The organism is Kitasatospora sp. NPDC127116 (assembly GCF_042677365.1).
In the GTDB taxonomy this organism is placed as follows: Bacteria; Actinomycetota; Actinomycetes; order Streptomycetales; family Streptomycetaceae; genus Kitasatospora; species Kitasatospora lactacystinica.
The window spans coordinates 51,636-76,768 of record NZ_JBHXTL010000023.1 but is presented as its reverse complement, the minus strand read 5'-3'; the positions used below and the strand labels follow the sequence as shown (position 1 = coordinate 76,768).

The following is a 25,133-nucleotide window of genomic DNA, read 5'->3' as shown; positions in this document are numbered from 1 at the left end:
GGTCAGCCGAAGAGCACGGTGGACGCCGAGGGGACGGCCAGCGAGCCCGCCCGGCGGGGGACGCCCGTCGCGCCGTCCACCTCGAACCAGGTGACGTCGCCGGAGTGCTCGTTCGCCGCGTACAGGCGGGCGCCCGTGGGGCCCAGCACCAGGTCCCGCGGCCAGCGGCCGCCGCAGGGCACCGAGGTGACCACCCGGGCCCGCTCGCCCGTCCCGTCGAGGGCGAGCACCACGATGGTGTCGGTGCCGCGCTCCGCCGCCCACAGGAACCGGCCGTCGGGGGAGACCACCGGGGCCGACGGGGAGACCGGGCCTTCGAAGCCCTCGGGGAACAGCGGGACCTCCGCGACCGGTTCGAGGGCCCCGGCCGCCGCGTCCCAGCGGCAGACCGTCACCACGGGGCGCAGCTCGCCGAGCACGTACGCGTGGCGGCCGGAGGGGTGGAAGGCCAGGTGCCGAGGACCGGTGCCGGGCGGCAGCGCGGTCTCCGAGTGCGGGGCCGGCCCTCCCGTCGCCGGGTCCAGGGCGCAGATCCGCACCGAATCGGTGCCGAGGTCGACCGCGAGCACCCAGCGCCCCGACGGGTCGGGGAGCACCTGGTGGGCGTGCGGGGCCCGTTGGCGGTCCGGGTGCGGCCCGCTGCCCCGGTGGCGCAGCACGGTGCTCGGGGGCCGCGGGGTGCCGTCGGCGGCGAGCGGCAGCACGCTGACGCTGCCGGAGCCGTAGTTGGCGGTCAGCAGCCGGCCCCGGACGAGGCTCAGGTGGGTGGGGTGGTCCCCGTCCACCGGGACCGGGGCGCCGAGCGGGCGGGGAACCGGACCGGCGATGTCGTAGGCGGTGACGGCGCCCGGCGCCGTCTCGGACACGGCGTAGAGCACGGGGCCGCCCGTCGCGAGCCCGAGGGCGAGGTAGGACGGGTCCACGGCGTCGACGGCCCCGGTGGCGGTCAGCGCCCCGGTGTCCGGGTCCAGCGCGGCCAGGACGATCCCGCGCCCGCCCGTCGAGGTGAACGACCCGATGAAGGCCCGCTCCGCGCCCCTGTCCACCACAGCAACCTCCGCCGTCCGCCGTCCATCGTCCGGGCTCAGACGCTAGCAGCTGCCCCACCGTGCCCGGCAGGGCCGCGCGGGCGGCGGCGGGCCGCGGGGGCCGGGGTCTTTCACCGGAATGCACCGCAGCCGGCAGCGGCCGGATCGCGGACCGGCCCGATCCCCGGGAAGGTGGGAGCCGTCGGCCGCGCGGCCGGTCACCGGCCGCCGGCGGAGCGGGAGCCGCACCGGGACCACCTCCCCCTCGACCGACTCCCCGGCACTGCGGAAGCGAGGCGGCATGCACGACCCCGACCCACCGTTCCGGCCCGTTCACCGGCGCCAGGGTTACCTGCCGCTGGAGGACCTCGGCCTGATCGGGAACGGCGCGACCGCCGCCCTGGTCGGCCTGGACGGTGCCATCCCGTGGCTGTGCCTGCCCCGGTTCGACTCCGAACCGCTGTTCTGCGGCCTGCTGGACCACGCGCGCGGCGGGCACTTCACCCTCGCCCCGGAGGGCCTCGTCGAGGCCAGGCAGCGCTACGAACCGGACACCGGCGTCCTGATCACCGAACTGCGCGGCCCCACCGGCCTGGTACGCGTCACCGACGCGCTGACCCTGCGCTCCGGCGCCGACCTCACCGACGACGTACCGGCCGACCGGGGCGAACTCGTGCGCTCCGCCGTGGTGCTGGACGGGACCGTCCGGCTGCGCGCGGAACTGGAGCCGCGCGGCGGCGCGCAGGCCCGGGCCCTGTTCAGCGGACTGGAGGTGCGGCCCCACCGGCGCCCGGACCTGCGCCTGCACCTGCGCTCCAACCGTCCGCTGACCGGCCTGCACAGCACCCACGAGCTGCGGCAGGGCGAACGCCTGGACCTCGTGCTGTCCTGGGGCCGCTTCCACCGCCACCACCGCTTCGACGCCGACGCGACCCTGAAGGGCACCGCCGAGGCCTGGCGGCGCTGGATGGGGCACTTCTCGTACGACGGCCCCCGGGAGCCCCTGGTCCGGCGGGCCGCGATCACCCTGAAGCTCTGCGACGACTGGGCCAACGGCTCGCTGGTCGCGGCGCCCACCTCCTCGCTGCCCGCGCCGATCGGCGGGATCCGCAACTGGGACTACCGCTACAGCTGGATCCGCGACGCGGCGTTCGCCGTGTTCGCGCTGCGCCGGATCGGCTTCCGGGGCGAGGCCGACGCCTTCCTCGGCTGGGTCCTGGACGCCTTCGAGGCCAGCCGGGGGCCCCGGATCATGTACGACCTGCGGGGCGGCCCGGTGCCGGACGAGATCGAGGACGGCGAACTGGAGGGCTACCAGCGTTCCGCCCCGGTGCGCTGGGGCAACGGCGCGACCGACCAGCGCCAGCACGACGTGTACGGCGAGATCCTGGACTGCGCCGAGCAGTGGCTGCGCGCCGGCGGCGAGATCCAGCCCGCGCTCTGGGCCGGCCTGGCCAAGCTGGCCGACACCGCCGGGCAGGCCTGGCGGCAGCCGGACCAGGGCATCTGGGAGGTGCGCAGCGAGGGCCGGGTGTTCACCTACTCGGCGGGCCTGTGCCAGGTGGCCCTGGACCGGGCCGCGCGGATCGGCGAGCGGCTCGGCCGGCCCGCCGGGACGGACCGCTGGCGCGCCTCGGCCGAGGAGCTGCGCCGGCTCATCCTGGAGCAGTCCTGGGACGAGGACGCCGGGACCCTCAGCGCCCACCTGGACGGCGGCGGCGCACTGGACGCGAGCCTGCTCGCGCTGCCGCTGCGCCAGGTGGTGCCGGCCGACCACCCGCGGATGGTGGCGACCGCCGCGGCCGTGGCCGAGCGCCTGTCGGCGGGCGGCGGGCTGCTCTACCGCTACCTCCACGAGGAGTCCCCGGACGGCCTGCCGGGCGACGAGGGCGCCTTCGTCCTGTGCAGCTTCTGGCTGGTCGAGAACCTGGTCGGCCAGGGCCGGATCGAGGAGGCGGAGGAGCTGTACGACTCGCTGTGCTCCCGGGCGAGCCCGCTGGGGCTGATGTCCGAGCAGATCAACCCGTCCACAGGAGAGTTCATGGGCAACTTCCCCCAGGCGTTCAGCCACATCGGGATCATCGCCGGCGGTGTGAGCCTCGGCCGGGCGAGGACGGGCGGGCGGGGATGATCGACCGGCTCGCGATCCTCGGCGCGACCGGGGACCTCAGCGCCCGCTTCCTGCTGCCGGCGCTGGCCGCGCTGCGGGCGGCGGGACACGTCGGCGACTCGCTGCGGGTGACCGGGGCGAGCAGGGAGGACTGGGACACCGAGCGGTACCGCGGCTGGGCCGCGGCAAGGCTCGACCGGCACGCCGGCGACCTCCCGGCCGGGGCCAGGGAGGCGGTGGCGGCCGCCGTCCGCTACCGGCGGGCCGACGTCACCGACCCCGCGGACGTGGCCGCGGTCGTCGCCGGCGAGGGGCCGGTGGCCGTCTACCTCGCCCTCCCGCCGGCCCTCTTCCCCGCCGTGATCACCGCCCTGCACGCGGCGGGCCTGCCGGCCGGCAGCCGGATCGTGCTGGAGAAGCCGTTCGGCGAGGACCTGGCCGGCGCCCAGGAACTGAACCGGCTGCTCGCCGAGCTCCTGCCGGAGCGGGCGGTGTTCCGGGTCGACCACTTCCTGGCCATGACGACCGTCCAGAACGTCCTCGGCAGCCGGCTGGCCAACCGGGTGCTGGAGCCGATCTGGAACAGCACCCACATCTCCGAGGTGGACATCGTCTGGGACGAGACGCTGGCGCTGGAGGGCCGGGCCGGGTACTACGACCAGGTCGGGGCGCTCAAGGACATGATCCAGAACCATCTGCTGCAGCTGCTCTGCCTGGTGGCCATGGAGCCGCCGATCACGCTCGGCGAACGGGACCTGCGCAACCGCAAGGTGGACGTGCTGCGCTCCGTACGGCCGCTGACCGAGCACGACGTGGTGCACCGCACCCGCCGGGCCCGCTACCTGCCCGGCCGGATCGGGGAGCGCGACGTCCCCGCCTACGCCGAGGAGGAGGGCGTCGACCCGGAGCGCCGCACCGAGACCTTCGCCGAGGTGGAACTTGAGCTGACCAGCTGGCGGTGGGCCGGGACGAGGTTCCGGCTGCGCAGCGGCAAGGCCCTGGGCGAGGACCGCAAGGAGGTCGCGGTGCACTTCCGCCCGGTGCCCCACCTGCCGTTCGGCCGGGGCGAGGAGGCCCGGCCCAACGTGCTGCGCTTCGAACTGGAGCCGGAGGGGCTGACCCTGGACCTGACCGGCATCGGCGCCCACGCCCACGGGCTGGCCCCGTTCTCGATGACCGCGCGGATGGACCCGCAGGAGCTGCCCGCCTACGGCCGGCTGCTGCTGGACGTCCTGAACGGGGACCCGGCGCTGTCCATCCGCGGCGACGAGGCGGAGGAGGCCTGGCGGGTGCTCGAACCGGTGCTGGCCGGCTGGGAGCGGGGCCTGGTGCCGCTGGAGGAGTACCCGGCCGGCTCGCAGGGGCCGCCCCCGCAGTTCTGGGGGTAGGGGCGCCGATGGCCCCGGGCAACGAGCGCCGCGCCCCGTGCGTCGTGGTCATGGGGGTGGCCGGCACCGGCAAGTCGACGGTGGGCCGGCTGCTCGCGGAACGCCTGGGGGTGCCCTTCGCGGACGGGGACGACTTCCACCGGCCGGACTCCATCGCCCGGATGGCGGCCGGCATCCCGCTCGATGACGGGCGGCGCCGGCCCTGGCTGGAGGCCGTCGGGCGGTGGCTGCGCGAACGGGATGCGGCGGGCACCGGCGGTGTGGTGACCTGCTCCGCGCTGAAGCGGCGCTACCGGGACGTCCTGCGGGAGGCCGGCCCGGACGCCTTCTTCCTGCATCTGACGGGGAGCCGCGAGCTGCTGGCGGAGCGGATCGGCGGGCGCACCGGCCACTTCATGCCGGGGTCGCTGCTCGGTTCGCAGCTCGCCGCGCTCGAACCGCTCCAGCCGGACGAGCGGGGTGCGGTGCTGGACGTCGGCCCGGCCCCCGGGGTGCTCGTCGACGCCGCGCTGGACCTGTTGTCGGGTCCGGGCGGTTTCACTCACGGCTCACCCGATTGATTCCGTTGTATTCCGGCACTTCCGTCACAGTCGTCCGGGAAATCACTCGGATATTGCTGCGAATAGCTGTTCGAGTGGCTGGTGAGATCTGAACCTCATATTTTCGGCCAAAGAATTCGAGCCCGTTCTCGGGTGCTCCGGGCACGGCCGGGAGTCGCACCAGGGATTTTGGCGTTCCGATTACCGACGGAGTCGCTTTCCGTTCAATCGGAAGGGGTTGCGAGCGGCTGACCCGCCGTGAAGACTGTTGCGCGTTCGTCGTCCGGGCGTTCGGGACGGCAGGGATTCTGCGGCTCCCCGGCCGCGTCGGCGCGTTCCGCACGACGGGTGCGGGGACGGATCGCAAACAGGGGGGATGGACATGCCGGGTACGGCCATTGCGCAGGTGGGGGCCGGGAGAGCGGCTGGTCGCCGGGGGACGGGATTCTGTCCGACCGTTCCGGCGGGGTAGGGTATTCGGCCGTTCGCGGTTCACCGCGCGCCGGCCCGCCGTTCATCGTGCGGCGGGGAATTCGGGTCGCATTCGCACCGTCCGCCCCGGGCACGTCGATGCGCCCCCGGAACGGCTCCGCGAGGGCGGGGGCGGCGCCCGGTCGCCGGTGCCCCGGGGATTCCCGATGCCGGGCCGGCCGGTCGTGGGCGACGGGGCTTCCCACGATTCCCCTCGTTCCCGCGCGTCCTGAAGCGGTCGGCGCCGACGGCCGGAAATTCCCCGCTGTGCCGCACTCCGATCCGCAATTCCCTTGCGGGCGCCCGGCGCGCCCGCACCCGAGAACCAGTCAACGGGAGCTTCCGCCATGCCCTACGCCAGTCCGGCGCCCGTACGAGAACGGGTGCCGCAGGTCCTGCGCAGCGAGCTGCAGCACCGGCTCGACACGCTCGCGCGCGCCCACCGGGTGCCCGGTGCCCAGCTGGTGCTGGACACCGGCGCGGAGACCGTCGCCCTGCACACCGGGGTGGCCGACACCGCCACCGCGGAGCCCTTCACCGAGGACACCGCCGTTCCGGTGGGATCGCTCACCAAGCCCTACACGGCCGCCCTGGTGATGCTGCTCGCCGACGACGGCGACCTCGACCTCGACGAGCCGGCCGCCGAGTACCTTCCGGAGCTCCGGCAGCTGCCTGAAGTAACGATTCGTCACCTCCTGGGCCACACCGGCGGACTGCCCACCGGGCCGGACTCCGACGCCGCCGCCCGCACCACCGCCACCCGCTACCTGTCCGCCGTGTGCACCGCCCCGGACGCGCTGTTCCGGCCCGGGACGGACTTCTCCTACTCCAACGCCGGCTACGTCGCCGCCGGGCGCCTGGTCGAGACGGTGACCGGGATGCCCTGGCAGGAGGCGGCGCGCGCCCTGCTGCTCGAACCCTTCGGCACCGGGCCGGTGTTCGTCGACACGGCCGCGCCCGGGCGACCGGTCGCCGCCGGCCACGCGCTCAACGCCGCGACCGGCCGGCCCCGGGCGGTCCGGCAGAACCTGGCCCCGCTGGAAGCCCCGGCCGGCGCCCTGCTGGCCAGTGCCGCGGACCTCGCCGCCCTCGGCGCCGCCCTGGTCGGCCGGTCCAAGACGCTGCCCCCGGACGTCGCCGAGCTGATGCGCCGCCCGCAGCCCGCCGCCCGGCCCGGAGCGCTCGCGGACGGCTGGGGCGCCGGCGTGGCGCTCTACCGGCAGGACGGGCGCTTCTGGTGCGGCCACGACGGCAACGCCATGGGCACCTCCTGCCACCTGCGGGCCGACCCGGACAGCGGAGTGGTGGTCGCCTTCACCGGCAACGCCGGCGCCGCCACCGCGCTCTGGCGCGACCTCGCGGCCGAACTGGAGGAGTCGGCCGGGCTGCGGGTGCCCGCGGCGATCGAACCGGTGGACGCGCGCGGACCCGTGCCGCTCGCCGAACCCGGGACCCTGGCCGGATGCGCGGGCGACTACCGCAACGGCTCGGTCCGCTACCGGATCGAGGCGGCCGGCGACGCAACGGCCACCCTCTCGGTCGACGGCGACCCGCCGATCCCGCTGCGCTGCTACACCGACCTCTCCTACGACCTGCTCGCCCCCGACACCGGCCGCCCCGAGCCCGGCGGACGCTTCCACCGGGACCTGGCCACCGGCCGCGTCGACCGGGTGCAGGTCTCCGGGCGCACGGCCCGCCGGGCCGCCGCCGGCTGAGCCGGTCGGCCCCGCAGCCGTAGGCCCGATCCCCGCACCGCCGCACCACCGTTTTGCCGTGTTCCCGTTCCCCTGTTCCTCCGGGCCCGAGGGCGGGCTACCGCCTGCCCCGGTGCCCTCGTCGTCGCCCCCATCGGAAGGACCTTCCGCCATGGCCGACCGGCCTGCCCAGCCCGTGCACCCGTCCGCCCCGCCGCAGGCCGGCGGCACCACCGGAGCCCCCGGAGACACCTCCCCGACGCCCCGGACCCTGGACGCGCTGTTCGCCGCCCAGGCGGCCCGCACCCCGCTCGCGCCCGCGGTGACCGACGGCCGGCGCAGCTGGACCTACCGGGACCTGGCGGAGCGCGTCGAGCGACTGGCCCGTGACCTGCGCCGGCGCGGCGCCGGCCCGGAGCGGACGGTGGCGCTGGTCCTGCCGCGCTCCATGGAACTGGTCGCCGCCGAACTGGCCGTCGTCCGGGCGGGCGCTGCCTTCCTGCCCGTGGACCCGGCCTACCCCGCCGAGCGGCGGGCGCTGATGCTCGCCGACGCCGCCCCCGCGATCGTCCTGGACGACCCGGCCGCCGTGAGCCGGGCCCTGGAGACCGCCCTGCCCGCGGGCCCGGACGGGCCGGGCGCCGCGGACGGCACGGGCGATCCGGCCCCGGCCGGCACCGACCACCCGGCGTACGTGATCTACACCTCGGGCTCCACCGGCACCCCCAAGGGCGTCGTCGTCACCCACCGGGGGATCGCCGGCTTCACCGCCGCGGCCGTCGAGAACTACGCGCTGCGGCCCGGCGACCGGGTGCTCCAGTTCTCCTCGCCCAGCTTCGACGCCTCCGTCCTGGAACTGTTCGTCTCCGTCCTCACCGGCGCCACCCTGGTGATCCCCCCGGACGGCCCCTGGCTGGGCGAGGAGCTCGCCGCCGTCCTGGACGAGCACCGCATCACCCACACCCTGATCCCGCCCGCCGCCCTGGCCACCGTCCCCGCCGGCGCGGGCCGCCACCTGCGCACCCTGATCGTCGGGGCCGAGGCCTGCTCCGCCGAACTGGTCGACCGCTGGGCGCCCGGCCGACGCATGATCAACTCCTACGGTCCGACCGAGGCCACCATCGTCGCCACCTGGACCGGCCCGCTCACCGCCGGCACCGGTTCACCCACCATCGGCGGCGCCCTGCCGCACGCCCGGGTGTACGTGCTCGACGAGACCATGCGGCCCCAGCCGCCCGGCACCGACGGCGAGCTGTACCTCGGCGGCGAGGGCGTCGCCCGCGGCTACCTCGGCCGACCCGGCCTGACCGCCGCGCGCTTCGTCGCCGACCCCTTCGGCGCGCCCGGCGCCCGGCTCTACCGCACCGGCGACCGGGCCCGCTGGAGGGCCGACGGGGAACTGGAGTTCCTCGGCCGGCTCGACCGGCAGGTCAAGGTCCGCGGCTTCCGGATCGAACCGGGCGAGATCGAGGCCGCGCTGCGCGCCCACCCCGCCGTCGACCAGGCCGTCGTGACGGTCCGCGAGGACGAGCCCGGCCACACCCGGCTGGTCGGCTACGCCACACCCGCCGACCCGCGGCACGCCCCCGACCCGGCCGAGCTGCGCACCGCCCTGGCCGCCGCGCTGCCCGCCCACCTGGTGCCCGCCGCCGTCGTCGTGCTGCCCGAGTTCCCGCTCACCCCGCAGCTCAAGATCGACCAGCGGGCGCTGCCCGCGCCCGCCCGGCAGGCCGCCGCCGGGAGCACCGCCCCGCGCACCGAGCGGGAGCGCGCCCTGGCCGCCGTCTGGGCCGAGGTGCTCGGCCACGACGCCGTGGGGGTGGAGGACGACTTCTTCGACCTCGGCGGCGACTCCGTCCTCGCCGCCCGCACCCTGGCCCGGATCACCGAACGCCTCGGCGTCCGGCTCACCCTGCGTGACGTCTTCACCGCCCGCACCGTCGCCGCCCTCGCCCCGCTGCTCGACGCGATGCCCGCCGCCGCACCGACCGGCCCGATCCCGCCCGCCCCGCGCGGGGAGCCGCTGCCGCTGTCCAGCGCCCAGCGCCGGCTCTGGTTCCTGGACGACCTCGCCCCCGGCGGCACCGGCAACCACACCGGCGTGGCCCTGCGGCTGCACGGCGCCCTCGACCGGGACGCCCTCGACCGGGCCCTGCGGCGGCTCACCGCCCGGCACGACTCGCTGCGCACCACCGTCGCCACCCTCGACGGGCAGCTGGTGCAGCGCGTCGCCGAGCGGGCGGAGCTGCCGCTGCGCACCGAGGACCTCGGCGCCCTGCCCGAGACGGAGCGCGCCCCGGCGGCCGAACGCCTGCTGGCCGAGGAACTGGAACGGCCCTACGACCTCGCCCGGGGCCCGCTCGCCCGGGTGCTGCTGGTCCGGCTCGCCGCCGAGGAGCACCTGCTGCTGCTGGCCCAGCACCACATCGTCACCGACGGCTGGTCGGTGGGCGTCCTCACCCGCGAACTGGCCGCCCTCTACCGGGCGGAGACCACCGGCGAACCCGACGCCCTGCCCGCCCCCGCCCTCCAGTACCCCGACTTCGCCCACTGGGAGCAGCACCGCCGGACCGACCACGCACCCGACCTCGCCTACTGGAAGCACACCCTCGCCGACCTGCCGACCCTGCGCCTGCCCACCGACCGCCCCCGGCCCGAGCAGCGCACCACCAACGGCGCGGCGCACCGCCACCGGCTGCCGGCCGACCTGGTCGACCGGCTGCGCCACCTCGCCGCCGGCCGCGGCACCACGGTGTTCACCCTGTTCGCCGGGGCGTGCGCGCTGCTGCTCTCGCGCCACTCCGGCCAGCGGGACGTGGCCTTCGGCACCGTCACCAACGGGCGGGACCGGCGGGAACTGGAGGAGGTGACCGGCTTCTTCGTCAACACCGTGGTGCTGCGCGGCGACGTGGACGAGCGGGCCACCGTCGACGACTTCGTGGCGGGCATGCGCACCACCCTGCTGGACGCCTTCGCCCACGCCGAGGTGCCCTTCGACCGGGTGGTCGAGGAACTGGCCCCGCCCCGCGACCCCGGCCGCACCCCGCTGGTCCAGGTCGTCGTCGTCCAGCAGACCCCTGTCGCCCCGGCGCCCGCCGGGGGCCTGCGCTTCGCCGAGCACCCGCTGCCCCGCCCGGCCGCCCGCTTCGACCTGGTGCTGGAGTTCACCCCCGATGACGGCGGCGGCTGCACGCTGACGGCGGAGTACAACACCGACCTGTTCGACCGGCGGACCGTGACCGCGCTGGCGGACCACCTGCACCGCCTGCTGGCCGGGATGGCGGACGGCCCGCAGCGCACCCTCGCCGAGCTGCCGCTGATCCCCGAGGAGGAGCGGCGGGCGCTGCTCGACGCCTGGAAGCCGGACACCGCGCTGCCCGGGGCGCTCACCGCGTCCGGCCTGCCCGGCTGGACCCGCGGCTACGTCCTCGACCGTGCGATGCGCCCCCAACCCCAGGGCGTGCCGGGCGAGTTGTACCTCGCGGGCGACTTCCCCGAGCAGCCGGAAGGCGCCGCCGGGCAGTTCGTCGCCGACCCGTACGGCGCGCCGGGGGAGCTGCTCCACCGCACCGGGGAGCTGGTGCGGTGGACCGCAGACGGCGAGCTGGAGCACCTCGGGCGGGTCGAGCAGTGGGCGAAGCCCCGCGGGCTGCGGACCGACCCGGACGAGGTGGCGCGGGCGCTGCGGCGCTGCCCCGGGGTGGCCGAGGCGGCCGCCGTCCTCACCGGCGACCCCAGGCGGCTGGTCGGGTACGTGGTGCCCGTCCCCGGCGGCCGGGTCGAGCCCGAGGCGGTGCGCCGCACCCTCGCCCTGACCCTGCCCGACCACCTGGTCCCCGCCGTCGTGGTGCCGCTGCCCGCCCTGCCGCTGGGCCCCGACGGCACCCTCGACCGCGGCCGGCTGCCCGACCCCGGGCCGGCGGCCGGCGCCGTCCGCCACGTCGCCCCCCGCACCCCCGCCGAACGGGCGCTCGCCGGGATCTGGGCCGAGGTGCTGCGGCTGGAGCGGGTCGGCGCCGACGACAACTTCTTCGACCTCGGCGGCGACTCCATCCTCGGCATCCAGGTGGTGGCCCGCTCCCGGCAGGCCGGGCTGGCGCTCACCTCCCGGGACCTCTACCGCCACCAGACGGTCGCCGCGCTCGCCCTGGCCGCGGAGGACGCCGAGGCGCCGCCCGTGCCCGCGCCGGCGGCCGCCACCGGGGAGGCCGTGCCGACCCCGATCCAGCGCTGGTGGCTCGGCCGGGCCGCCGGCCGGGCCGGCCACTTCGGCCAGGCGCTCTCCCTGCTGCTGCCCGGCGACCTGGACCGGGCGGCCCTGGAGGAGGCCCTGAACGACCTGGTCGCCCACCACGACGCGCTGCGTTCGGCCTTCACCGCCCCGGACGGTGCCGGCGCCGCGCGCTGGCACATCTGGGAGCCGGCCGCCCGGCTCACCCTGACCCGGCACACCGGCCCGGACCGGGACACCCCGCACTTCGGCCCCCACGACCTGGGCGGCGGCGGGCCGCTGCTGCGCGCCGTGCTGCACGAGCGCGCCGGGGACCGGCCCCCGGTCCTGCACCTGGCCGTCCACCACCTGGTGGTCGACGGGGTCTCCTGGCGGGTGCTGCTGGAGGACCTCGACACCGCCTACCGCGCCCGCCGCGAGGGCCGGGACGGGGCGGCCGCCCTGCCGGGCAAGTCCTCGCCGCTGCGGCAGTGGGCCGAGCGGCTGAGCGCCTTCGCCGCCGCGGGCGGCTTCGAGGACGAGACGGAGTACTGGGCGCGGGCCGTGCCCGGGCAGCCCGACCAAACGCCCGGGCAGCCCGCCGCCGAGCCGTTCCCCGCCGAGCTCGACGGCCCCGACACCTACGCCACCGAACGCTCCGTCACCGTCCGGCTGAGCCCCGCCGACACCGCCGCCCTGCTGCGCACCCTGCCCGACACCTACCGCACCCAGGCCAACGACGTGCTGTTGAGCGCGCTCGGCCGGGCGCTGTGCGGGGCGAGCGGGCTGGAGCGGGTCGTGGTGGACGTCGAGGGCCACGGACGCGAGGAACTGTTCGCCGAGCTCGACCTCGGCCGTACGGTCGGCTGGTTCACCACCCGCCACCCCGTCGCCCTGGCCGTGCCCGCCGGAGCCGACTGGGACACCGTCCTCAAGCAGGTCAAGGAACAGCTGCGCGCCGTCCCCCGGCGCGGCCTCGGCTTCGAGGCGCTGCGCTACCTCGGGCGCCCCGGCACGGCGCCGGACGTCCCGGCCGCCCGGATCGGCTTCAACTACCTGGGCCGCATCGCCCTGCCGGACGACCCGGACGGGCTGTTCCGCGGCACCTTCCGGCCGCTGGAGCTGGACGCCGACCCGGGCACGGAGCGCCCCCACCCGCTGGAGGTGGTCGGCCGCCTCGACGGCGACGCGCTGGAGTTCACCTGGTTCCACTCCGCCGCCGTCCACCGGAGCGGGACCGTCGAGGCGCTGGCCCGGCGCTTCGCCGAGGAACTGGCCGACCTCGCCCGCCACGCGGCCCGCCCCGGCGCCGCCGGGCGCACCCCGTCCGACTTCCCGCTGGCCCGGCTCGACCAGGCGGCCGTGGACCGGATCACCGGCGCCGACCCGGGCGCGGTGGAGGACGTGCTGCCGCTCACCCCGACCCAGTCCGGCATGCTCTTCCACGGCCTCGCCGAGGAGGACAGCGGCGCCTACTTCCAGCAGCTGGACTTCGTCCTCGACGGCGTGCCCGACCCGGCCCGCCTCGCCGCCGCCTGGCAGTGGGTCACCGACCGCACCGCGGTGCTGCGCGCCCACGTCCGCTGGCAGGAGGTGCCCGAGCCGCTGCTGGTGGTGCACCGCCGGGTGGCCGTCCCGGTCACCCACCTGGACTGGCGCGAACTGCCCGAGCAGGAGCGCCGCGACCGGCTCGCCGAACTGCTGGACCGCGACCGGGCCCGCGGCCTCGACCTGGCGCGGGCCCCGCTCCAGCGGCTGCTGCTGATCCGGCTCCCGGAGAGCCGGGTGCGGGTGCTCTGGTCCTTCCACCACCTGGTCCTGGACGGCTGGAGCCTGTTCCAGGTGCTCTCGGACGTCTTCGCGGCGCACGCCGCCCTGGCCGGGCCGGGACGGGACGGCGAGGTCCCGTACGGCACCGTGCCGGAGCGCCGGCCCTACCGCGACTACCTGGCCTGGCTGGGCGAGCGCGACCACGCCGAGGCCGAACGGCACTGGCGCACCCGCCTCGCCGGGCTCGCCGAGGCGACACCGCTGCCCTACGACCGCGAGCCGGTGCAGAGCCACCGCGCCGAGTCCACTCGGGCCGTGCCGTTCACCCTGCCCGCCGCCGCGACCGGGGCGCTGGAGGACCTCGCCCGCGGCTCCGGGCTGACCTTCAACACCCTGGTCCAGGGCGCCTGGGCGGTGCTGCTGGGCCGCCGGGCAGGCCGGGCCGAGGTGGTGTTCGGCACCACCTCCTCCGGGCGGCCGCCCGAGCTGCCCGGCGTCGAGACCATGACCGGCCTGTTCATCACCACCCTGCCGGCCCGCACCGCGGTGCCCGCGGACGGCACCCTGGTCGACTGGCTCCGGACCCTGCAGCGGGAGCAGAGCGAGGACCGGCGGTACGGCTTCGTCCCGCTCACCAGAATGCGGGCCGGCACCGAACTGCCCGAGCGGACCGGCCTGTTCGACAGCCTGGTGGTCTTCGAGAACTACCCCGTCGACGAGGACGCGGCCGACGCCCACGGCCTGCGGCTGCGCGACCTGGACGGGATCGAGACCACCAACTACCCGCTCACCCTGCTGGCCTACCCGGGCCCGGAGCTGTCCCTGCGGCTCTGCTACGACCCGCGGCTGTTCGACGAGTCCACGGTGCGGCAGCTGGCCGGACAGCTCACCGCCGTCCTGACCGCCCTGCCCGAGGGCGCCCACCGCCCGCCGGCCCGGCTGCCGCTGCTGACCGGCGAGGAACGCCGGCGCGTCCTGGCCGACTGGAACGCCACCGCCGTCGAGGAACCCGCCGCCGACATCGCCGAGCTGTTCGCCGCGCAGGTGCTCCGCACCCCCGCGGCCGTCGCCCTGGAGGCCGGCGACCTTCGCCTGACCTACCGCGAACTCGACGCCCGCGCCGCCGAGCTGGCCGGACGGCTGACCGCGCACGGGGTCCGGGTGGAGCAGCCGGTCGGGGTGCTGATGGAACGCTCCGTCGAGCTGGTCGTCGCCCAGCTGGCGCTGGTGCGCACCGGCGCGGTCTACGTGCCGCTGGACGGCCGGGCGCCGCGCGAGCGGCTGCACCGGATGCTGGCCGAGGCCGGTGCCGACCTGCTGCTCACCGACGCCCACCGGGCCGGCACGGCCGCCGAGCTGCGCCCCGCCGGGCAGGTGCTGCGGGTGGACCTCCCCGACGACCGGACGGCGGCCCCGGCCCCGGCGGCCGTCCACCCCGACAACGTCCAGTACCTGATGTTCACCTCGGGCTCCACCGGCACCCCCAAGGGCGTCGCGGTGCGCCGCCGGGACGTCGCCGCGCTCGCCCTGGACCGCGCCTTCGCCGGCCACGACCGGGTGCTGGTGCACTCCCCGCACGCCTTCGACGCCGCCACCTACGAACTGTGGGTGCCGCTGCTGCGCGGCGGCACCGCCGTGCTCGCCCCGCCGCAGGACCTGGACGCCGCCGCCGTCCGGCACGCCGTCACCGAGCGGGGCGTGCGCTGCCTGTGGCTGACCGCCGGCCTGTTCCGGCTGCTCGCCCAGGAGGACCCGGGCTGCCTGCGCGGCGCCCACGAGGTGTGGACCGGCGGCGAGGCGGTGCCCGGCGCCGTCGTCCGCAAGGTCCTGGCGGCCTGCCCCGGCCTCACCGTGGTCGACGGCTACGGGCCCACCGAGACCACCACCTTCGCCACCCGCCGGGCCTTCCGGGCCGGCGACGAACTGCCCGCCGTCCTGCCCATCGGCCGCCCGCTGGACAACACCCGGGTGTACGTCCTGGACGGCGCGCTCCAGCCGCAGCCGCCCGGCGTCACCGGCGAGCTGTACATCGCCGGGGCCGGCCTCGCCCGCGGCTACGCGGGCCGCCCCGGCGAGACCGCCGCCCGCTACCTCGCCGACCCCTTCGGCCCGCCCGGCGGGCGGATGTACCGCACCGGCGACACCGTCCGGTGGAGCGAGGACGGCGAACTGCACTTCGTCGGCCGCGCCGACGACCAGATCAAGATCCGCGGCTTCCGGATCGAACCCGCCGAGATCGAGGCCCGGCTCACCGCCCACCCGGCCGTCGCCGAGGCCGTCGTCTCGCTGTACCAGGACGCCGGGCGCAAGAGCCTCGCCGCCCACCTGGTGCCGGCCGAGGGCGCCGAGCCGCCCGGCGCCGCCGAACTGCGCGCCCACCTGGCCGCCGACCTGCCCGACTACATGCTGCCCGCGGCCTTCGTCACGCTGCCCGAACTCCCGCTCACCGCCAACGGCAAGGTGGACCGCCGGCGGCTGCCCGCCCCCGACCGGTCGGCGGGCGGCGACCGCCCCCACCGCGCCCCCGGCACCGATCGCGAGCGGCTGCTCGCCGCGATCTGGGCCGAGCTGCTCGGGGTCGAACGGGTCGGGCTGGACGACGACTTCTTCCTGCTCGGCGGCGACTCCATCCTGAGCATCCAGGTCGTCTCCCGGGCCCGCGCCGCCGGACTCGCGCTCTCCCCGCGCGACCTGTTCCGCCACCCCACCGTCGCCGCGCTGGCCGCGGCCGCCGGCAGCGCCGTCACCGTCGCCGGGACCGAACCGGTCAGCGGCGAGGTCGGCCTGACGCCGATCCAGCACTGGTTCCTCGACCCGAACCCGCCGCACGCCGAGCACTTCGACCAGTGCGTCGTGGTGGAGGCCCCCGGGGCCGTCGACCCGCAGGCCCTGCGCCGCGCGCTCGCCGCCCTGTGGGCCCACCACGACGCGCTGCGCTCCCGCTTCACCCGCGCCGGGGACGGCACCTGGCAGCAGCACTGCGCCCCCGCCGAGGAGAGCGCCCCCGAGCTGCTGGAGGTCCACGACCACGGCGCGGAAGCGGCGGTGACCGAGGCCGCCCACGCCTCCTTCCGGCTGGACGGCGGCCCGCTGCTCACCGCCCGGCTGTTCACCGCCCGCCTGTTCACCGCCCCGACGACCACCGCGCCGGCCACCCCGCAGGCCGGTGCGGCCGGCGCCCGGCCCGACCGGCTGCTGCTGGCCGTCCACCACCTGGCGGTCGACGGCGTCTCCTGGCGGGTGCTGCTGGAGGACCTGGAGACCGCCTACCGGCAGGCCGTCGAGGGCCGCCCGCTGCGGCTGCCCGCCCGCACCAGCTCCGTCCGGGAGTGGGCCCGCCGGCTGGCCGGGCACACCGCGGCCGGCGGCTTCGCCGACCAGCGCGCCCACTGGGCGGCCGCCGCCCGGGCCTGCGCCACCCCGCTGCCGGTGGACGGCGACGGCGGCAACACCGCCGCCGACCTGCGCGAGGTGACCGTCCGGCTGGACCGCGAACGCACCGACGCCCTGCTGCGCGAGGTCCCCGGGGTCTACCGCACCCGGATCGACGACGTGCTGCTCACCGCGCTCGGCCGGGTCCTCGCCGAGTGGACCGGGCGCGGCACCGTCGCCGTCGGCCTGGAGGGCCACGGCCGCGAGGACCGGCTCTTCGACGGCCTCGACCTGTCCCGGACGGTCGGCTGGTTCACCTCCCTCCACCCGGTCGCCCTCGACATCCCGCCGGGGGACTGGGGCACCGCCCTGAAGGCCGTCAAGGAACAGCTGCGGGCCGTGCCGGACCGCGGCCTCGGGTACGGCGCGCTGCGCCACCTGGCCCGGGACGAGGCGCTCGCCGACGCCCCCGCCCCCGGCGTGAGCTTCAACTACCTGGGCCGCTTCGACTGGTCCGCCGACGGCGCCGCCCTGGTCCGCGCCGTCCCCGGCGGCCTCGGCGGCGCGGAGGCGCCCGGCACCGAGCGCCCCCACCTGCTGGACGTGGTCGCCCGGGTCGAGGACGGCGAACTGGAGATCGGCTGGTACTACAGCGCCGGCCGGCACCGCGCCGACACCGTCACCGCCCTGGCCGAGGCCATGCTCGACGCGCTGGAGCGGATCGTCGCCCACTGCGCCGAACCCGGCGCCGGCGGCCGCACCCCCGCCGACTTCCCGCTCGCCCGCCTCGACCAGGCGGCGGTGGACCGCATAGCCGGGGACGGCCGCACCGTCGCCGACGTCTACCCGCTGACGCCGATGCAGGCCGGGATGCTCTTCCACAGCCTGCTCGACCCGGACGGCGACACCTACGTCAACCAGGTCCAGCTGGTGCTGACCGGGGTCACCGACCCGCACGCGCTGGCCGAGGCCTGGCAGCGGGCCGCCGACGCCAACGCCGTCCTGCGCACCCGGCTCAGCTGGCAGGACGGCGCCGAACCGCTCCAGGTCGTCCAGCACCGGGCCACCGTCCCGGTGACCCACCACGACTGGACCGGCCGCCCCGCCGAACAGGTCGAGCGGGACACCGCCCGGCTGCTCGCCGAGGACCGGGCGGCCGGGATCGACCTGGGCGGCGCGCCGCTGCTGCGGCTGGCCCTGATCCGGCTGACCCCGAACCGGGTGCGGGTGGTGTGGACCTTCCACCACGTGCTGCTCGACGGCTGGAGCGCCGCCCAGGTCTTCGACGAGGTCTGCGAGCGCTACGCCGCCCTGACCGCCGGACGCCGCCCCGCCCCGGTCGAGCGCGCGCCCTACGCCGACTACCTGCGCTGGCTGGCCGGCCAGGACCGGACGGCGGTCGAGCGGTACTGGCGCGACACCCTGGCCGGCTTCCCCGCCCCCACCGAACTGCCCCGGGACCGCCGCCCGGCCGGCGCCCACCGCGCCTCCTCCTCGGCCTCGGTGAAGGTCGCCCTCGGCCCCGAGCTGTCCGAGCGGCTGCGGGCCACCGCCCGGCAGGCCGGGCTGACCGTCAACACCGTGCTCCAGGGCGCCTGGGCGCTGCTGCTCTCCCGCTACGGCGGCGGCGAGGACGTGGTGTTCGGCACCATCGTCTCCGGCCGGCCCGCCGAACTCCCCGGCGTCACCTCGATGGTGGGGCTGTTCATCAACGCCCTGCCCACCCGGGTGCGGATCGACGACCGGCGCCCGCTGCTGGACTGGCTGCGGGAGGTCCAGGACCACCAGTCCGAGGCCCGCCGGCACGACGCCGTCTCGCTGGCCCAGCTCCAGGGCTGGAGCGAACTGCCGGGCGGCACCGCCCTGTTCGACAGCATCGTGGTCTTCGAGAACTACCCCTTCGACGCGCAGTCGCTGACCCGGCACGGCCTGGGCGTGGAGACCGAGCACGTGCTGGAGCCGACCAGCTACCCGCTCGGCGTGGTGGTGGCGCCCGGCGAGTCCATCGAGGTCAGCCTCGACCACGACCCGGCCGCCTTCGACGCCGCCACCGTCGAGCGGCTCGGGGCGAGCCTGCGCACCCTGCTCGCCGGGATGGCGGCCGGCCTCGACCGGCCGGCCGGCGAACTGCCGCTGCTGGACCCGGCCGAGGGACGCGAGCTGCTGGAACGCCTCGGCGGCCCGGTGCGCCGGGCGCCCCGGCGCACCCTGCCCGAGGCCTTCGCCCGGCAGGCCGCCCGCACCCCCGACGCCCCGGCCGTGCGCTCCGGCGACGGCCTGCTGACCTACCGGGAGCTGGACGAACGCTCCAACCGGCTGGCCCGGCTGCTGATCGCGGCCGGGGCCGGACCCGAGCGCTTCGTCGCGCTCGCGCTGCCCCGCACCGTCGAACTGGCCGTGGCGCTCCTCGCGGTGCTCAAGAGCGGCGCCGCGTACCTGCCGGTCGACCCCGGATACCCGGCCGAGCGGATCGCCTACCTCTTCGAGGACGTCCGGCCCGACGCCGTGATCACCGACGCCGCGACCGCAGGACGGCTCCCCGACGGCCCGTACGCCCGGATCGTGCCGGACGACCCGGCCTGCCGGGAACGGCTGGCCGCCGCCCGCACCGACGCCGTCGGCGACCCGGAACGGCACGGCGCCCTGCTGCCGGAGCACCCCGCGTACGTCATCCACACCTCCGGCTCCACCGGCCGCCCCAAGGGCGTGGTGGTCGCCCACGCCTCGGTGCTCGCCCTGACCGACTGGGCCGCCGCCGAGTTCGCCGGCCGGGGCCTGGAGCACGTGGTCGCCGCCACCTCGCTCAACTTCGACGTGTCGGTGTTCGAGATCTTCGCGCCGCTGCTCTCCGGCGGCTGCGTGGAACTCCTGCGCGACCTGCTGGCCCTGGCCGAGAACCCCGGCCCCCGGAGGGCCGGCCTGCTCAGCGCCGTGCCCTCGGCCCTCGGCGGACTGCTCGCCGACGGCGCCCTGCGAATCGGCGCGGACACCGTGGTGCTGGCCGGCGAAGGACTGCCCGACCGCACCGTGCGCACCGTGCGCGAGGCCGTCCCCGGCTGCCGGGTGCTGAACATCTACGGCCCCACCGAGGCCACCGTCTACGCCACCGCCCACACCTGCGACCCCGCCGACCCCGACCGCGACCCGCCGATCGGCCGACCGGTCGGCGGCGCCCGGGCCTACGTCCTGGACGAGCGGCTGCGCCCGGTGCCCGTCGGCGCGCCCGGGGAGCTGTACCTGGCCGGCACCGGCGTGGCGCGCGGCTACCTGCGCCGCCCCGGCCTGACCGCCGGGCGCTTCCTGCCCGACCCCTACGGCCCGCCCGGCAGCCGGATGTACCGCACCGGCGACCGGGTGCGCTGGAGCGCCGACGGCGAACTGGACTACCTCGGCCGCGCCGACGACCAGGTCAAGGTGCGCGGCTTCCGGATCGAACTCGGCGAGGTCGAGGCCGCGCTGGCCCGCCACCCGCAGGTGGCGGCGGCCGCCGCCCGGGTGGTCGACCAGGACGGCCACAAGCGGCTGGTGGGCTACGCGGTGCCCCGCGACGGCGCCCTGCCCGACCCGGCCGAGTGGCGGGCCTTCCTCGGCCGCACCCTCCCCGACCACCTGGTGCCCGCCCTGGTGGTGCCGCTGGAGCGGCTGCCGCTCGGCGCCACCGGCAAGCTGGACCGGCGCGCCCTGCCCGAACCGGTCCCGGCCACCCGGGCCACCGGCGGCGACCGGCCGCCGCGCACCGGAACCGAGCAGGCCCTCGCCGCGATCTGGCGCGAGGTGCTGGGCGTGCCCGAGGTGAACGCGGACGACAACTACTTCGCCCTCGGCGGGGACTCCATCCTCGGCATCCAGATCGTCTCGGCGGCCCGCCGGGCCGGCCTCGCGCTGACCCCCCGGCACCTGTTCGCCCACCAGACCCTCGCCGAACTCGCCGCTGCCGCCGAACGCGCGCCGCGCCCCGGCACGGACGCCGACCAGGGCGCCGTCACCGGCGAGACCCCGCTCACCCCCGTCCAGCACTGGCTGCTGGACACCCTCGACGGCGACCCCGCCCGGCTCACCCAGTCCGTCTCCTTCACCCTCGCCCCCGGCACCGAGGAGCCCACCCTGCGGGCCGCCCTGGCCGCCGTCCTGGACCACCACGACGCCCTGCGGCTGCGCTGCGAGCCGCTCCCCGACGGCCGGTGGCGCCAGTACGGCACCGAGCCCGGCCGGGCCCCCGACCTGCGGGTCCACGAGCTGCCCGCCGCCGGGGGCGAGGAACGCGAGAGCGCCCTGCGCGACCTCGGCGAGCGCCTCGCCCAGGGCTTCGACCTGGCCGCCGGGCCGCTGCTGCGCGCCGCGCTCTGCCGCTTCGCCGGCGACCCCCGCCCGGTGCTGCTGCTGGCCGCGCACCACCTGGTGGTCGACGCGGTGTCCTGGCGGATCCTGCTGGAGGACCTGGAACGAGCCCACCGCGCGGCCGCCGCGGGCCAGCGGCCCGACCTCGGCGCCAAGACCACCTCCTTCCGGGCCTGGGCCGAACGCCTCGCCGCGCACACCGCGGCCGGCGGCTTCGACGCGGAACTCCCGTACTGGCAGCGCCTGGCGGACGGTGCGGCCATCGCGCTGCCCACCGACCTCGACGGCGCCAACACGGCCGAGGCCGAGGAGTCGCTGACCTTCGCCCTGGGCGCCGAGGACACCCGCCGGCTGCTCCAGGACGTCCCGGAGGCCTACCGCACCCGGGTCAACGACGTCCTGCTCTGCGCCCTCGGCCGGGTGCTGGCCCGCTGGACCGGACGGAACCGGGTCCTGGTCACCCTGGAGGGCCACGGCCGCGAGGAACTCCTCGACGGCGTTGACCTGTCCCGCACCGTCGGCTGGTTCACCGCGATGTACCCCGTCGCCCTGGCCGTGCCCCCGGACGCGGACACCGGCACCGCCCTGAAGGCCGTCAAGGAGAGCCTGCGCGCCGTCCCGAACGGCGGCCTCGGCCACGGCGCCCTGCGCCACCTCAAGCCGGAGCCCGGCCTCGCGCTGCCGCAGATCGGCTTCAACTACCTGGGCCGGCAGGACCGGAGCGCCACCCCCGGCGGCCTGCTGCACGCCCCGGCCGGCCCGCTCACCGGCGGCATGGACCGCACCGCCCGCCGCCCCCACCTGCTGGACGTGCTCGGCCTGGTCGCCGACGGCCGGCTCTCCTTCACCTGGTCCTACTCCCGCGAGGTGCACCACAGCGGGACGGTCGCCCGGCTGGCCGCCGAACTGCTGGACGAGCTGCGGGAGATCGTCCGCCACTGCGCCGAACCCGGCGCCGGCGGCCGCACCCCCTCCGACTTCCCGCTGGCCGGCCTGGACCAGGCCGGCGTCGACCGGCTGGCCGGCACCGGCCGGGACGTGACGGAGATCCAGCCGCTCACCCCCACCCAGACCGGCATGGTCGTGCACGGCCTCGACGAGGCCGAACACGGCCTCTACGTCGAGCAGATCACCTTCGTCCTGGACGGCGCCCGCGACCCCGGCCTGCTGGCCGCCGCCTGGCAGCACGTCGTCGACCGCACCCCGGTGCTGCGCACCTCCGTGGTGCTGCGCGACGTTCCCGTGCCGCTCCAGGTGGTCCACCGGCAGGCGACGCTCCCGGTCACCGAACACGACTGGAGCGCGCTGGGCGCGGCGCAGCGCGAAGCCCGGCTGGAGGACCTGCTCGCCGAACGGCGGGCCCACCCCCTGGCCCTGGACCGGGCCCCGCTGCTGCGGCTCGACCTGATCCGGCTCGGCCCGGACCGGGTCCGGGTGGTCTGGGCCTTCCACCACGTGCTGCTGGACGGCTGGAGCGTCTTCCACGTCCTCGCGGACGTGCTGGCCGCCCACGCCGCCCTCGCCCGCGGCGAGCGGCCCGAACTGCCCGAGCGCCGGCCCTTCGCCGACTACGTCGGCTGGCTCGCGGAGCGCGACACCGGCGCCGCCGTCGAGCACTGGCGCGGCGTGCTGGCCGACCTCACCGCCCCCACCGCGCTGCCCTACGACCGCCGCCCCGCCCCGGGCGACACGGCCCGCTCCGGGGACTGGCTCTCGCACCGGCTGGACGAGGCGGACACCGAGCGGCTCCAGGAGTTCGCCCGCCGCCACCGCCTCACCCTCAACACCGTGGTGCAGGGCGCCTGGGCGCTGCTGCTGTCGCGCTGGAGCGGCGAACAGCGGGTCTGCTTCGGCACCACCGTCTCCGGCCGGCCCACCGACCTGGCCGGCTCCGACGGCATCGTCGGCCTGTTCATCACCACCCTGCCCGCCCGGGTCGCCGTCGACGGCCGCCGGCCCTGCGCCGACTGGCTGCGCACCCTCCAGGAGGAGCAGGCCGAGGACCGCCGCTTCGACCACCTGCCGCTGGCCCGGATGCACGGGCTCGGCCAGGTCCCGCCGGGCACCGAGCTGTTCGACAGCCTGGTCGTCTTCGAGAACTACCCGGTCGGCGACGCCACGGCCGGCGCGCACGGCCTGCTGGTGCGCGAACTGGACGCCCGGGAGGCCACCAACTACCCGCTCACCGTGGTGGTCTCGCCCGGCGAGCGGCTCGCCGTGGAACTCGGCCACGACCCGCGCTTCCTCGACCGGGAGACCGCCCGGCGCCTCGCCGACCAACTGCTGCACACCCTGTCCGCGCTGGCCGACTCGGACGGCACCACCCCGCTGGACGGACTCGACCTGCTGCCGCCCGGCGAACGCGAGCGGCTGCTGCGCGGCCCGGCCCGCCCGGAGACCGGCCCGGTGCCCCCGGCGACCCTGCCCGCCCTGGTCGAGGCCGCCGTGGACCGGTGGCCGCGGGCCGTCGCGCTGAGCGCGGCCGGCCTGGAGCTGACCTTCGCCGAGGCCGAGGCCCTCGCCAACCGGCTGGCCCACCGGCTGATCGCCCGCGGCGCCGGCCCCGGGCGGCTCGTCGCCCTGCTGCTGCCCCGCTCGGCCGACACCGTGCTCGCCGAACTCGCGGTGGCCAAGACCGGCGCCGCCTTCCTGCCCGTCGACCCGCACTACCCCGAGGAACGGATCGAGGCGATGCTGCGCGACGCGGCCCCCGCCCTGACCCTGGACGCCAAGGAGGTCGCCGAGCTCCTCGCCGCCGAGCCGGCCGGCGCCCCCGGCCACCGGCCCACCGACGCCGACCGGACCCGCCCGCTCGACCCGGACGACCCCGCCTACGTCATCTTCACCTCCGGCTCCACCGGCACCCCCAAGGGCGTCGTCGTCACCCACCGCGGGCTCGCGGCCTTCGCCGCCGCCGAGGCCGCGCACTACCGGGCCGCCCCGGGGGACCGGGTGCTCGCCTTCGCCACCCCCAGCTTCGACGCCTCGGTGCTCGAACTGTGCCTGGCCCTGCCGCACGGCGCCCGGCTGGTGGTGCCCGAGCCCGGCCCCCTGCTCGGCGACCGGCTGGCCGGGCTGCTGCGGGCGGAGCGGATCACCCACACCCTGCTGCCGCCCGCCGCCCTGGCCACCCTGCCGGCCGACACCCCCGGCAGCCTGCCCGACCTCAGGACGCTGATCGTCGGGGCCGAGGCCTGCGGCGCCGACCTGGTCGCCCGCTGGGCCCCGCACCACCGGATGGTCAACTCCTACGGCCCCACCGAGGCCACCGTGGTCGCCACCTGGTCCGCGCCGCTGACCGCGGACGGCGCCGCCCCGCCGATCGGCCGCCCGCTGCCCGCCACCGGCGCGTACGTCCTGGACGCCCGGCTGCGACCGGTGCCCGACGGCGTCCCCGGCGAACTGTGGCTCAGCGGACCGGCCCTCGCCCGCGGCTACCTCGGCCGCCCCGGCCTGACCGCCGCCCGCTTCACCGCCGACCCGTACGGCCCGCCCGGCGGCCGGATGTACCGCACCGGGGACCTGGTGCGCCGCGACCGCCACGGCGAACTGCACTACCTGGGCCGCACCGACCACCAGCTCAAACTGCGCGGCCACCGGATCGAGGCGGGCGAGGTGGAGGCCGTGCTGACGCGCCACCCGGCCGTACTGGACGCCGTGGTGAGCATCCGGGAGGACGAGCCCGGGCTGCCCCGGCTGGTCGCCCACCTGCTGGCCGCCCCCGGCGCCGAACCGCCCACCGGCGCCGAACTGCGCGCCCTGGCCGCCCGCTCGCTGCCCGGCCCCATGGTCCCCACCGCCTTCGCGGTGCTGGAGCGCTTCCCGCTCACCGCGAGCGGCAAGACCGACCGCGCCGCCCTGCCCGCCCCCGGGCCGGAGGAGACCGGCCCGGCCGAGCGGGTCGCACCCCGCACCCCCACCGAGGAGGCGGTGGCGGAGATCTGGGCCGAGACCCTGCACACCGATGTCGGCGCCACCGACGACTTCTTCCAGCTCGGCGGCGACTCCGTGCGCGCCCTGCTGATCGCCTCCCGGGCCAACGACGCCTTCGGCGTCACGCTCACCCCCCGCGACGTGCTGGTCTCCCGCACCGTGGCCGCCCTGGCGGACCTGGTCGAGGACCTGGTGCTCAGCGAACTCGAAGCCGCCGCCCTGGGCGGACCCGACGAAGCCGCCGCCTCCGGCCGCCCCGACGACGACGAACGGTGAGGAG

At 76.9% G+C, this 25,133-nt stretch carries 6 protein-coding genes; 5 read left to right on the top strand and 1 reads right to left on the bottom strand.

Annotated elements, in window-relative coordinates:
* Positions 1 to 2: 2 nt before the first annotated feature.
* Positions 3 to 1,049, bottom strand: a complete 1,047-nt coding sequence (locus tag ACFVHV_RS12555) for a lactonase family protein (RefSeq protein ID WP_380351060.1) — start codon at positions 1,047 to 1,049, stop codon at positions 3 to 5.
* 280 nt (positions 1,050 to 1,329) lie between these two features.
* On the opposite strand from ACFVHV_RS12555, the gene ACFVHV_RS12550 reads away from it, so the two are divergent.
* From ACFVHV_RS12550 to ACFVHV_RS12530, 5 genes are all read left to right on the top strand, one after another.
* Positions 1,330 to 3,159, top strand: a complete 1,830-nt coding sequence (locus tag ACFVHV_RS12550; RefSeq protein ID WP_380351058.1) for a glycoside hydrolase family 15 protein — start codon at positions 1,330 to 1,332, stop codon at positions 3,157 to 3,159.
* On the top strand, positions 3,156 to 4,526 hold the full coding sequence (locus ACFVHV_RS12545; RefSeq protein WP_380351056.1) for a glucose-6-phosphate dehydrogenase: 1,371 nt from the start codon (positions 3,156 to 3,158) through the stop codon (positions 4,524 to 4,526). Before ACFVHV_RS12550 ends, ACFVHV_RS12545 begins: the two co-directional genes overlap by 4 nt.
* Before the next feature lie 8 nt (positions 4,527 to 4,534).
* Positions 4,535 to 5,086, top strand: a complete 552-nt coding sequence (locus ACFVHV_RS12540) for a gluconokinase (RefSeq protein WP_380351054.1) — start codon at positions 4,535 to 4,537, stop codon at positions 5,084 to 5,086.
* Between the two features lie 797 nt (positions 5,087 to 5,883).
* Complete coding sequence (locus ACFVHV_RS12535; protein WP_380351052.1) at positions 5,884 to 7,251, top strand: serine hydrolase domain-containing protein; 1,368 nt, start codon at positions 5,884 to 5,886, stop codon at positions 7,249 to 7,251.
* Between the two features lie 151 nt (positions 7,252 to 7,402).
* On the top strand, positions 7,403 to 25,129 hold the full coding sequence (locus tag ACFVHV_RS12530; protein ID WP_380351051.1) for a non-ribosomal peptide synthase/polyketide synthase: 17,727 nt from the start codon (positions 7,403 to 7,405) through the stop codon (positions 25,127 to 25,129).
* The last annotated feature ends 4 nt before the right edge of the window (positions 25,130 to 25,133 follow it).

Coding starts and splice junctions, on each gene's coding strand:
- ACFVHV_RS12550 (WP_380351058.1), top strand. CDS start 1,330: ATGCACGACCCCGACCCACCGTTCCGGCCCGTTCACCGGCGCCAGGGT.
- ACFVHV_RS12545 (WP_380351056.1), top strand. CDS start 3,156: ATGATCGACCGGCTCGCGATCCTCGGCGCGACCGGGGACCTCAGCGCC.
- ACFVHV_RS12540 (WP_380351054.1), top strand. CDS start 4,535: ATGGCCCCGGGCAACGAGCGCCGCGCCCCGTGCGTCGTGGTCATGGGG.
- ACFVHV_RS12535 (WP_380351052.1), top strand. CDS start 5,884: ATGCCCTACGCCAGTCCGGCGCCCGTACGAGAACGGGTGCCGCAGGTC.
- ACFVHV_RS12530 (WP_380351051.1), top strand. CDS start 7,403: ATGGCCGACCGGCCTGCCCAGCCCGTGCACCCGTCCGCCCCGCCGCAG.